Raw genomic sequence first — 12,260 nt, forward strand, 5'->3', positions numbered from 1 at the left:
GGTTAAGGCTCATTTGTTTAGCACCCATGATTAAAATTATCCCCATAAAAAACGCTCAATTAAGAGCGTTTTTTATGCAAATTAAAACTTACCAAGTTCTTACCGGTCCGGTATCGACGTGAACAAAGTTACTTCCGGGATAATAACCGACACCGCCTGATTTCAGCTGTAACGCAGCATCCCTCAGATTTTTTAACGGCACACCGACAATACGGATGTCGGCCGCTTTTCCTAAAGTATGATAACTGTGTTTAGCCACGCCACGTTTCTGTGTACGCATACCATTGTTGGTATTCACGCTACGATAACCGCAAATCAATTCAATCGGTTTATTTAACCCAAACTGCTTCTGCAAATAGTAAAGCTTATCGTAGAGCTTTGGATCAATGGTAATCACCTGATCGGTACGACGATCGCGAAAAATATGATTCAACCGAGCCAGCTCGGTTTTGTTATAGCTCTTACCATTAAAATAGGTCGATTTTATCGTCTCATTAGTATTGATATTTTTAATCAGCAAGGTGCGAGTACGAGACTGGCTCTGACTTTTGGTGGTAGCGGTTTTAGGGGCAGCTAACAAGACATTTGGAACTAATGCCAGGCTCAAAGCTGCACCACCAAGAGTCAGCCATTTACGGCGATGATGATCTATTTTATCCATAGTTTCTATTTGTACTCAGTAAAGCAATTTAATTTTACACAACCGATTAATAATCAATCGCATACCAACTTGGTCAATAAGCTATTCGCCAGCATGGCTCGGTGCCTCAGCTGACAGAAAGCATGTTGAATGATTATCGATAAGTATTGGAACCATTTTTACCATAACATAAAATGATTCAGTGGTTGTTTCAACGAGCGCTTAAAATGTAAGCGCTCGTTAATATACATGATATAGGACAACCGAAATGGCGAGGTTACTGCATTAATGCAATAATTTTTCTACCTGAGGTAACTCTTTAATACCCTCTTTGGCTGCCCGGTCGTAGCCATAAATATCAGTACGGAATTCAGGATTGCCATCGGCAGATACCCATGAAGTCATATAGTAAAGTTGTACCGGTATCTTTTCACGGATAGGCGCATAAGTTGTACTGCCACGCTTAAGCGTCCCCTGAATTTTTGCATCATCCCATCCGGCATCATTAAGCAGCATTCCGGCTAATTCAGAGGCCTTGTTTACCCGAATACAACCAGAGCTCAATGCCCGCATATTTCGATCAAACAGGCGGTGATTAGGGGTGTCGTGTAGGTAAATAGCATCATTGTTCGGCATATTAAACTTAAAACGGCCTAACGAATTGCTCCGACCCGGCGCCTGCTGTAAGCGATAATTAGATGAGCCTTCTGACCAGTCAATGGTACTTGGATCAACAGCCTCGGCATTATTGCCCCAGCCGGCATAAACGGTATATCCGGCACGCTTCAAATATTCGGGGTCACGCTTAGCCTTAGGTACAATATCTTCACGAATCAGTTTAGTCGGTACATTCCACGGTGGGTTAACCACCACATTATTCAATGCACTGCTCATCAGCGGCGTTTTTCGGCTCGAAGAACCAACAATAACCTTAGACTCTAAAATCAGCTCACCATTGATATAATAAACCAATGAGAAATCTGGAATATTGACAAAAATGCCGGTATTCATTGCGTCAGGTAACAGACGTAACCGTTGAATATTTAACGCTAATACGGCAGCCCGAATTTGCGGCGCCATATTCAGTGAATCGCGGGTGCTGCGGCCAATCACACCGTCAGCTTCGAGTCCGTACATTTGCTGAAAACGTTTCACGCCATCAACTAAGTCAGGGGTATAAACCAGCAATTCAGATGCAATAGCTTTAGTCTCTTCATCAACCTTCACTGCTGTCGCGGCAGAGGCTTCGGGACTTGGAATCACTTTGTCTTGGGCCGCTTGTTCTGATGACTCTTTTTTCGCGGTCATCACGCCGCTGCGGGTCAAAATATCTCTCAATACCGGAACATCTTGACTGGTATTTCCCGGACGTAAGCTCTGCTTTGAATCTTCCATTTGCGGCCAAGGCTGAGCATCACCAATAATCGGTCTCAATGCTTTATGCATACCGGCATATTGGCTATTTTGTGGCGCCAGACTTTGAATAAACTTGGTCATATCGCCGCCGTGTACGGCAACTTGCCACTGCTGTAATCGTTCGGCTGACGGAGCGGCTAACTTGTAAGAACCTGAGTTATAAAGCCAGCGGCTACCATTGGCACCGACACCTTCAACAAAATGTAAATAGCCCACCAATGCGTCAGACAAAATAGCGTCACGAGCTAAACCTGTAACCTGCGTATCCGCCAGTAATTTAGCCCATTGACCAAACTGAGGATTAATTCCCGCTAACGCCATTTCAGCCAATTGTTGTTGGAATTGTTGCTGAAGCTGAACGTCTGCCCACATCAGTTTCATATCTGACGCGGCATAAATCGGCGCAAGCTCGGATAAATATTTTAAAGACACGTCTACGGGTAATGATGCTGTTAACATCTCCCGGCTCTGGCTCACATTTATCGATGCCGGTGGTTGTTGTACTGCGACAACAGGTGCTACTTCAGCAGCCGTTGATGCAACGTCTTCAACCGCCGAACTGGTGTTTTCAGGCTCAGTAGCCCATGCGCTGACCGGAGATGAAACCAGCGTCGCCAGCGTACATCCCATAATTAAACTATGGAGAGTTTTTCGTTTTACCAACAACATCCCTTGTCCTCTACTTAACTAAAAATATCATGAACTATTGCCCGTGCCCGGGAATAACTAATAAGTGAGCCAGCGTTAAAATAGCTCGATCAATACATCCTGTATTACTTGGTATCCGAAAAATACGGCCGCCTAATGGCGACCGGATTACAGATTATCCTAATGGGCTCTCAATAAACAATGCCATAAGGCTATATTTATTATAGCAACCCTTCAGAAACATTCATTTCTTGATCTTGTTCAATTTGTTGTGGTTTGTCCGCATCAGTTTCAGCGCTCTTCTCTATGCCAAAGCCGCGTAAGCCAACCACGTGTACATGTTCATGATTTTGGAATACTTTACGCACCAGCTTATAGGTTGTCCCTTTTTCAGGGCTGATATTTTCCGGTGCTGCAATGATTAACTGCATCTCCAGACGATCGCAGAGCTCAAACAATGTGGCAATAGAATTAGCATCCAGGCGGGCTGCTTCATCAAGGAACAGTAAGCGGCATGGTGCAATATCTTTACCCCGTAAACGCCTTGATTCTTCTTCCCAGCTCTGAACAACCATAACCAGAATAGACATACCGGTACCGATCGCCTCACCGGTAGATAACGCACCGCTTTCAGCACGCAACCAACCATCAGAACCCCGAAAAACTTCAACTTCCAGCTCAAGATAATTACGATAATCCAGCAGCTCTTCACCAATAGTTTGTGGCGTACGCTGCCCCATATCAATATGCGGATTTAAGCGCTGATAAAGCTTAGCTAAGGCTTCAGAGAACGTCAGGCGGTTACTGCTAAACAGGTCCTGATGTTGTTCCTGCTGCTCCGACAGAACTTCCAACAGCATAGAGTGAGCTTCACGAACGTTAACATTTAAGCGAACGCTCTTAACCTGACCAAATGCAACAGCCTGTAAGCCCTGATTGAGCATTCTGATACGGTTTTGCTCACGTTGAATTGTTTTACGGATAATATTCGCGACGCTCTTCGAACTGATAGCCAGTTTTTGTTCGCGAGCTGTAAGCTCTTCAGTCAGGCGGGCCAGCTCAATTTCCATCTGCTCGATGGCTTCAACCGGATCGTCTGTACGAATGATATCCTGACGAATACGCTCACGCAGGTGCTGATAAACCGCAATGTAGAACTGAATTTTCTTCTCTGGCCGTTTCGGATCTTCCGAAGCGCGCAGCACATCACGTAAATGCTCATTGTCAGCAACGGCCAGGCGCAGTGCACCCAAAGCCTTATCCGACATAGAACGCAGCTCTTCTGCATCCATATAGGCCAATTCACGGCGATGTAAGCGGCGCTGCACATCATTATCTTTAACTAAGCGCATCACCATGCACCAGCCGGCTTTAGCGGTGACTACCTGCTCACGCATCTGGTGATAATCACGCTCAATTTTACGTAATTTCTTCTGCAGGCTATCCATTTCTGCTTCACAGAAAGTAATCTGCTTTTCTAGCTGATTGCACAGCTGGCGGTTAGTGCTCAGACCGGCATAAAGCTCATCGCGACGCTGCCTTGCTCTGGCTTCGGCATTAGGATCGGCCTGAACGCCAATATCCAGCAACTCTTGCCCAAGTTCTTTAAGCATATCGCGCTTAGCTTCATAAGAACTTTTCAATGATGCCAGTACCTGACTGAACTGTGTAAATTGAGTCTGATAACTCCGTAATTGCTCACGCGCACGGGTACGGTCTGCTTCAGCATGCTCCAGCCGCTGACGCAGCTTATCATTAAGATCGGAGTTTTCAGTCAACATCCCGGCTGAGTCACTGTAGCTAAAATGAACCCGACGCTGGACAACTTCAGTGAGAGAGAACGCCTGTTGTTTAGCCTGACGCTGAACGCTCTGGGCCTGAGCATAATTGCTCTGTAAGTTTTCGTGTTGCTGCGGATCGCTTTGCAGTACGGCAACAATCGGCTCCAGCTTAGCCAGCGTTAATCCATGCTGTTGAATATAACGGGCAGCGTCCTGAGCCTCTTCTAAATCTTCACGGATAACATCTACCCGCTCAACCAAGGTTTCATCAGCTAATACATGAAGCTGTGGCATAACGCGGTTAAGTTGGCTAATGCTCTCCTTAACCTGATCTAACTGCTGCTTATGCTGGCGATCCTGATTTTCATGGCCGTTTAACTCACGTTCAATTTCACCACGGCGGCTGGTTAACTGACGGATTTCGGCTTCAGGATCGCTTTCAAAGGCAACAGAAAGGTGGCTGCCGACAAAACGGCTGAACCCCTGATGCAGACGCTGTGTTTTTTGTACGTCAAAAGAAATAGTGGCATAACGCTCAGCCAATTCCTCACGCTCAGCATTTAATATCTCAAGACGATTTTCACGGGCTGCCCGCCCAAAAAGGGGAACCTCAGGGAAACGTGAATAACGCCATTGGCGATCGGAAACCGTAACGACAACGGCACCTGTTACTTCTTCAGCGGCAAATACGCTGTCATCGAATGACTGCGGATCCCCTTCGATCAAATAGAGATCTTCCGGACAGTCATCTAAGGCTTCAAGTTGATCCCTAATCAAAGAGAGATCGGGAACAACGATACCATGGCGTGCCGGACCGTATAACGCCGAAAAATACGGAGCGTCATCCAGAACAACATCATCATAAATTTCAGACAGTAATACGCCACCAAAGCGTTCAGCTAACGCCAGCAAACGGCCATCTTCGGCACCGCTAGGCTGACTTAGTCGCTCAATTTGCCGTTCGATTTCTCGCTTCTGTTGAGAAATAAGATCGCGTTCCACGGTGGTTTCACGCTCTTTTTCTAACAGATATTGCATCTGCTCAGTTACCTGAGCACTGTCTTCTAAGGTTTCACCACATTGCTCACTAAGCTGAGCCAAAGCATCCTGAGCGGCAATCCACACCGGAGCTCTGTCAGACAGCAATTTTATTTTGCTGTTAGCCAGTTCAAGTTCCTGACGCAGAGCCATACGCTGCTCACCAAAGCTTGCCGCTCCCTGAGAAAGCTCTTCTAAGCGTAATTCCAGCTCACTACGCACTTCATCAAGCTCTTCTAACTGGTAGTCTTTGCCCGCTTTTTTGCAGAAATCTCGCAATAAACGCTCGGCCTCTTGTTGCTCACGCAACCGCTGTTCCAGTTCAGAAAGCTGAATGCGTAATGCATTTACTCGCTCTGCCTGATGCTGTTGTGATGACCAGTCACGTAATAAATCTTTAGCTGTCTTCCAGGCCTCTGACCGGCTGACATCACCGGCCATTTTGCACACCAGTTGATAGGCTTCTTCAAACTGGCTGTGTGCTGCATCAGCCACGCTTAGCTTTTGTTCCAGTTCGAGGAGGGCTTCAGTCGCCTGTTGTTCACGGGCAGAGAAGGTATCTAACCATTCATCTGCATTATCGGCGGTCAGCTCAGGTAATTGGCAAAGCTCACGAGCACGCTCTAAAGCTTGTAAAGCATGCTGATATTGAATTGCGCGGGTTTGTTGCACATCCAGTGCTTGCTGATAATCAGCCAGTTGACTTTTTAATTCATCAACTTCGAGTTCTGACGTTTCCGCTCGGGCCTGATATTCAGCTAATTGCTCCGAAGCTTCGGCAACCACTTCATTTTGCTCTTCCAGACGATAGGTTAGTTCGTCTAAGTCACTCTGATAGCGCTCAATCTTTTCCTGCTGGCGCATCGCGGTTTGAACCAGGTTCAAGTGATCGCTGGCAGCCTGATAGTCCATCTCCAAATCGGATTGTGCACCCGATTGCTCTGCCAGTTCACGCGACATCTCCACGTGACGATACTGTTCGGTTACCAGTTGAGCTCGACTGCCCAGCAAATCTCGCCGTAAAACCAAGGCATCATCCAGATGAACTCGACGTTCATTGGCATGGCGCATATAGTCCGCGGCAACATAGGATGTCGCTTCAGAAATAAGGTGCTTAAACAGATCGCGATCGGACTGAGTAACCCGAATCGCTTCCAGCGTCATTCGGTTCTCGCGCAGCGCTGACTCCATATCCTGGAACGCTTTACGTACACCGCTGTTTTCAGGTAATAAATAATCGCGCAGGGAACGGGTGATTGCGCTGGAAATCCCGCCGTACAGCGAGGCTTCAATTAAACGATAAAACTTGCTGCGATCGGATGACGAACGTAAACGCTTAGGAATCACCCCCAAATCAAACATCAGCGCATGATAATCAGCGATAGAGTTAAACTGCTTAAACTGCACGCCTTCCATCGCTTCAACGCGTTCTTTTAACTCAGGCAATGGTAAAACTCTGGCCTGACGTTCACCTACGGTTTCAGTCAAAATTTGAGTGGGCTGGACTGAACTCGGTAGCCCTTGAATAGTGAAAGGTTTGATATCAACTTTACGATCCCGCCCGGCAACCTGCTGCAGGCGCACACCGCACAAAACCCGTTGATTTCGAGAGTTAACCACGTCTAAAGTAGCATAACAGACACCCGCTTTTAACTTACCGTATAGCCCTTTATCCCTGGAACCGCTGGTTGCACCAGCCTCAGTGGTATTACGGAAGTGTAATAACGTCAGATCGGGAATCAGCGCCGTCACAAATGCGGCCATGGTGGTTGATTTACCTGCCCCGTTACCGCCGGATAAGGTAGTTACCAGCTCATCGAGATCAAAAGTACGGGCAAAAAAACCATTCCAGTTAACCAGCGTTAACGAGCGAAATTTACCGCGTTCAATCATTCCTGTTCATCCTCTGCGCTATCCGCTACGTTTTCGGTATTTTGTTCGTCATCAGCCAGTGACAGGCTATTTTCCAGAGGCATTGCTTCACCATCACGGATCATACGTAACTGTGCTTCACGCGCATCATCACTGCTACGAACGTCAGCACCGAAGCGGAAAACGGCTTCAGTAATACGAAATTTGGTACTATCGGTGCCAATAAAGATCACCATGCCAAGCCGGCGTAACCGGTTAAGTGAAGTGCGGACTTTTTCCTGCAATTTTTGGCGGTCTACGTCTGAGCCCGTTGAACGCTGATTGACATACTTTAATAATTTACTTTCATCAGCTAAAGCAATCAGCTCTTCATACAGCTCTTGACCGCTGAAAATACCTTCCTGTGCCAGCCTTTCCGGACTCAGGTAGAGATAACACAATATTTTCCCAACCATCATGTCCAACTCAGACAGCACCGAGCGTGAAATAAGCGTCGTAGAACGCGGACGAAGATAAAAGAAACCTTCCGGAGCGCGGATTAATTCCACATTATAACGCTGATAAAAAAGTTCTAATTCATCCTGATAGTCCATCAGGTAGGCGTGATTATCTAACTCATCAATTCCCACATGACGACCAGAGCGTAACTGGCTATCAAGCGCAGGAAAAATAGGGTTGGCAATTGCCTGAGCCAGCTTTGCTGGCATTACTTGTTCAATATTTGTCGATGACATGGGCCTGCACCTTTGCTCCGAAGTCGTTAATCGGCTGCCATTCGGCAGGCAATCCGGAGAAGTCAGCATCCGCAACACCTAATCTGACGGCCTGATCGACTAATAGCCGGGCGACATCAAAGTGTCGGGTGCGAGGGAATTGAGTCAGATAACTACGCATCACAGCGCCAAGATCAAGCGGGCGAGCCTCTTGTTTATAAACATCCAGGGCTGCTTCAATATGCGCGGCTATTTGCTCTCGCATTTCGGTAAATTCTTCAAATTCTAAATCAGGTGGAAGTTCGCCCGTCACTTCTTCACTTCGCAGCGCCAGTTCTTCATCACGCATATCAAACAGGCGGTCTGCGTTGGCGTAGGTCAATGCCCACGGCTGCTCGAAGTAAGTTTGTAATGACAGTCTCAAGCGTTGAGCAAATACCCGATTCTTATCCATATCGATAGCCGTACGGATAAATTTATGTACGTGTCGATCGTAGCCAATCCACAGGTCGATAGCCTGTTGACCCCAACTGATAATACGATCTAATTTTGATTGCAGATCCAGTACCAGCTTATCAACAAACATCAATTCAGCATTGTTCATGGTTGCATCTTGAATCCGTAACAAACTTGCCTGAAGCTTGTCACCTGCGGCTTCTAACGTATCTTGTAATTCACGTAAGGTACCGGACGTTTCCATCAACAACAGCTCACAGCTTGAAATCGCTGCACGCCAGTCTTTACTTAACAGAGCGGCAATATCATCTTTTACGTTTTGCTGCTGCTCATCCATAATACGCTGAGTTAAATCAATGCTATCGAAGATCTCCGCCACCGAATACTTTAGTGGCGCAAATACGTTTCTGTGCCAATGAAAATCATCACCGCCTTCCTCCGCCGCTTCAGCGGCACGTTTAAGCTCTTGAGCAACAATTGAAAGTTGCATAGAGAGGCGCAAAGTTGAGAATTCACGCTGGCGAATATAATAATCGGTAATCCCAATGCCCAGCGGCGTTAAACGGTAAATTGCATTACCATCGGCCAATTCGCTGGTAAATCGGTTTAATAGACGCTGTTTCACCATGTCGTTAATGGCATTATTTGCACGCACTGAGACCGTTTCATGAGTTTGTTCAAAACCTTTACTCACGTGTCTGAACGCGTCAATCAGTTCCCCTTCACTCATTTCACCGTCTAGTCGATCGCTATTCAGCGTGGCAATTGCGAGCAGAAAAGCAAGACGTTCCGTAGGTAACGACAAAGAGAAGTCATTTTTACGTGCCCAGGCGACCAGTTCAGGTACAGTCTGGGAAAATTCACTCATAATTCATCCTTTACGCCTGACTCTTTTGGCTTTTGTGCCATAACATGAATATAACGCCCAAGACTAACAAATGGCTCTTGCCGGCAGTAACGTAATTCCAACTCTAATAACGCAGCGAAATCCTGTTGCTGCTGTTGTTTATTCTGCGTGTAATCATGAAACACCCGCACGCCGCTCTTACCGATGGTTTTCATCTGCATTTCATGCAGCCAGTTATAAACCAGCTGGGGTTCCAAAGGCCGATCCGGTGATAGTGTCCGACGTTTCTTTTTCTGCATTCCGGCTTGGATATAACCAAAGTTACCGAGCGTTATATTTCGAAATAGCAGCGCATTATAGTTATAGAACATCAACGACAACATGCCCTCAGCCCGAAGACATTGAATGAGTGCCTCTAAGGCACCACGCTGATCGCTAATCCATTCAAGCACGGCATGGAATAATACCAGATCTACCGGTTGCTCTAAATGATGTATAACATCCTGAGCGGCACAGTGGATAAATTGTATATTATCGCTTACGCCTTTTTCTATGGCAGCTTGCTCAGCTCTTTTAAGCATTTCAGCAGAGATATCACAAAAAATAACCTGATGACCACGGGCAGCCATTTCACAGGCCATTCCCCCTTCACCACCGCCGGCATCGAGTATACGCAGCGGCCTCAGGGGCATTAGTGTAAGCAAACGATCTAAATCTTGCCAAAGGACAGCCTGTCGGATTTCACCTTTTGTTGTGCCATAAATATTCTGAGAAAATTTCTCAGCAATATCATCAAAATTACGATCCTTCATGGTGACTCACTTTCAGCAATCAATATTACAGCATAGACAACGATCAAATTTGCTCCACTCAGATTCAGTGATAACCAGCAGACTTAAACCTATCGAGAATTTTTCAGCCTGCTATTTTGACATAGGCTGATATAGAATAAATCTTATTAACGCCGGTTTAATGCCGGTTGATGTTTTTTCATACAGTACGCCAGAGGTTTCATGCTATTTTTGTTAAAAAAAATTATTGGTGGTCTGTTACTTCCACTACCTTTTCTACTATCACTAATGGCTATTGGCCTGATTTTACTCTGGCTTAACCGCTGGCAAAAAAGCGCTAAGTGTCTTCTGACCTTTAGCTGGTTAAGCTTACTGTTACTGAGCTTACAACCGATAGCCGACCGATTACTGATGCCGAGTGAAAACCAATATGCCACTTATCAGGATACCACACCGGTTGATTATATTGTCGTTCTGGGCGGTGGCTATACTTATAATCCTGACTGGGCTCCTAGCTCAAATCTGTTTCCCAATAGTTTGCCAAGAGTGACGGAGGGTATACGCCTTTATCGTCAGCATCCCGGGGCTAAGCTGATATTTACCGGAGCCGCGGCAATATCAAACCCGATGCCAAATGCCAAAGTTGCCGCGATGGTAGCTGAAAGTCTTGGCGTTCCCGAGCAGGACATTATTGTGCTGGCTCAGGCTAAAGATACGATAGAAGAGGCTCAAGCAGTGGCTCAAATTGCCGGACAAAAAAAGCTATTACTTGTGACTTCCGCCAATCATTTACCCAGAGCAATGACTATTTTTCAGTCAGAAGGCTTGAACCCTATACCAGCACCGGCCAACCAAATGGCTACCTTGGGGCCGCTTAACCCATGGGAAAAAGCATTCCCCTCAGCCTATTATCTGTCACATAGCGAACGCGCATGGTATGAAGCATTAGGCAGCTTGTGGCTAAAAGTAAAAGGAGCTGATTAACGCCGCCTGTTTAATATTTTGACCATCAGTAACTATCACCGATGGTCAAAATGATATCAGAAGCGATGGCCCAGAGCCTCTCTGACTCGGAATAAATCCTCGGCAGTATCAACGCCCACGGAAGGTATAGCCTTGGCAACATCGACATGAATTTTTTCGCCGTACCATAGCACCCGCAATTGCTCTAGCATTTCAATTTGCTCAAGCTTACTTGGCGCCCATTCAATATAGCGACGAATAAAACCGGCACGATAAGCATAAATACCGATATGGCGTAGGTAGAAATCACCGATTTCCTCGCAGGAAACGGCAAAACGGTTGCGTTCCCAAGGGATAGTCGCTCGAGAGAAATAGAGCGCATAACCATGACTATCAATAACCACTTTGACCGCATTGGGGTTAAATGCTTCTTCCGCAGAGGTTATAGGCACAGCAAGCGTTGCCATGCCGGCATCAGAACCGGCTAAATTATCTGCTACCTGGCTAATGATTATGGATGGAATAAGAGGCTCATCACCCTGAACGTTAACAATAATTTCGTCATCAGGAAGATTATAGTGTTCAATAACTTCGGCTAAACGCTCAGTACCAGAATTATGGTCCGGGCTGGTAAGACAGACTTCACCACCGGCTGCTTCAACTGCCGCTTTAACATCAAGGTGGTCGGTCGCCACAATAACTCGAGATGCACCCGACTCCAACGCCCGCTCCATCACGTGTACAACCATAGGTTTACCGGCAATATCCGCTAATGGCTTACCGGGTAAGCGCGTTGAGGCATAACGCGCAGGAATAATGGCGATAAAACTCATTCCGACTTCTCATCCAAAGTTAGCTTGCGCGCTTCTGTTTCTAATAAAACAGGAATACCATCACGGATAGAAAAAGCTAAGCTGTCTGCCTTGCAGACCAACTCTTGTTGTTCCTTATCAAACATGAGTTTTCCATTACAAACAGGACAGGCGATAATTTCCAGCAGACGATGATCCATACTCAACCTCTAATTATGGAACCAATGATTCAGTTTACAGTCGGCAAGAATAACATATCCGCCCTCAAGGTTTAATGATAAAC

9 protein-coding genes are annotated in these 12,260 nt (G+C 46.3%); 1 reads left to right on the plus strand and 8 read right to left on the minus strand.

From position 1 onward, the window contains the following. Positions 1-88: 88 nt before the first annotated feature. The 6 genes from mepK to cmoM form a co-directional block, all read right to left on the minus strand. Positions 89-661: a peptidoglycan L,D-endopeptidase MepK gene (gene mepK, locus YWE_RS0104940; protein WP_029093514.1), complete on the minus strand. Its 573-nt coding sequence runs from the start codon at positions 659-661 to the stop codon at positions 89-91. 264 nt (positions 662-925) lie between these two features. Further along, positions 926-2,725 carry a L,D-transpeptidase gene (ldtD, locus tag YWE_RS0104945; protein ID WP_029093515.1) on the minus strand — a complete coding sequence of 600 codons (1,800 nt, stop codon included), beginning with the start codon at positions 2,723-2,725 and terminating at the stop codon, positions 926-928. Between the two features lie 200 nt (positions 2,726-2,925). Beyond that, positions 2,926-7,416, minus strand: coding sequence for a chromosome partition protein MukB (gene mukB, locus YWE_RS26670; protein WP_051323203.1), 4,491 nt, complete (start codon positions 7,414-7,416; stop codon positions 2,926-2,928). Further along, positions 7,413-8,129, minus strand: coding sequence for a chromosome partition protein MukE (mukE, locus tag YWE_RS0104955; protein WP_029093516.1), 717 nt, complete (start codon positions 8,127-8,129; stop codon positions 7,413-7,415). Before mukE ends, mukB begins: the two co-directional genes overlap by 4 nt. Next, positions 8,110-9,432, minus strand: a complete 1,323-nt coding sequence (mukF, locus tag YWE_RS0104960) for a chromosome partition protein MukF (protein WP_029093517.1) — start codon at positions 9,430-9,432, stop codon at positions 8,110-8,112. Before mukF ends, mukE begins: the two co-directional genes overlap by 20 nt. Then, a complete protein-coding gene (gene cmoM, locus YWE_RS0104965) occupies positions 9,429-10,223 on the minus strand; it encodes a tRNA uridine 5-oxyacetic acid(34) methyltransferase CmoM (RefSeq protein WP_029093518.1) in 795 nt (264 codons plus the stop codon). Before cmoM ends, mukF begins: the two co-directional genes overlap by 4 nt. Positions 10,224-10,424: 201 nt before the next feature. On the opposite strand from cmoM, the gene elyC reads away from it, so the two are divergent. Next, positions 10,425-11,186, plus strand: a complete 762-nt coding sequence (gene elyC / locus YWE_RS0104970) for an envelope biogenesis factor ElyC (RefSeq protein ID WP_029093519.1) — start codon at positions 10,425-10,427, stop codon at positions 11,184-11,186. Positions 11,187-11,242: 56 nt separating this feature from the next. Here elyC and kdsB read toward each other — a convergent pair whose 3' ends face one another. Beyond that, on the minus strand, positions 11,243-11,998 hold the full coding sequence (gene kdsB / locus YWE_RS0104975) for a 3-deoxy-manno-octulosonate cytidylyltransferase (RefSeq protein ID WP_029093520.1): 756 nt from the start codon (positions 11,996-11,998) through the stop codon (positions 11,243-11,245). After that, positions 11,995-12,177: a Trm112 family protein gene (locus tag YWE_RS0104980; RefSeq protein ID WP_029093521.1), complete on the minus strand. Its 183-nt coding sequence runs from the start codon at positions 12,175-12,177 to the stop codon at positions 11,995-11,997. The genes kdsB and YWE_RS0104980 overlap by 4 nt, the downstream gene beginning before the upstream one ends. Between the last annotated feature and the right edge of the window lie 83 nt (positions 12,178-12,260).

The sequence above is a fragment of the Budvicia aquatica DSM 5075 = ATCC 35567 genome (genome assembly GCF_000427805.1).
Classification (GTDB): Bacteria; Pseudomonadota; Gammaproteobacteria; order Enterobacterales; family Enterobacteriaceae; genus Budvicia; species Budvicia aquatica.

Bases quoted from the DNA above. Each gene is read 5' to 3' on its own strand.
- mepK (WP_029093514.1), bottom strand. From the start codon at position 661: ATGGATAAAATAGATCATCATCGCCGTAAATGGCTGACTCTTGGTGGT.
- ldtD (WP_029093515.1), bottom strand. From the start codon at position 2,725: ATGTTGTTGGTAAAACGAAAAACTCTCCATAGTTTAATTATGGGATGT.
- mukB (WP_051323203.1), bottom strand. From the start codon at position 7,416: ATGATTGAACGCGGTAAATTTCGCTCGTTAACGCTGGTTAACTGGAAT.
- mukE (WP_029093516.1), bottom strand. From the start codon at position 8,129: ATGTCATCGACAAATATTGAACAAGTAATGCCAGCAAAGCTGGCTCAG.
- mukF (WP_029093517.1), bottom strand. From the start codon at position 9,432: ATGAGTGAATTTTCCCAGACTGTACCTGAACTGGTCGCCTGGGCACGT.
- cmoM (WP_029093518.1), bottom strand. From the start codon at position 10,223: ATGAAGGATCGTAATTTTGATGATATTGCTGAGAAATTTTCTCAGAAT.
- elyC (WP_029093519.1), top strand. From the start codon at position 10,425: ATGCTATTTTTGTTAAAAAAAATTATTGGTGGTCTGTTACTTCCACTA.
- kdsB (WP_029093520.1), bottom strand. From the start codon at position 11,998: ATGAGTTTTATCGCCATTATTCCTGCGCGTTATGCCTCAACGCGCTTA.
- YWE_RS0104980 (WP_029093521.1), bottom strand. From the start codon at position 12,177: ATGGATCATCGTCTGCTGGAAATTATCGCCTGTCCTGTTTGTAATGGA.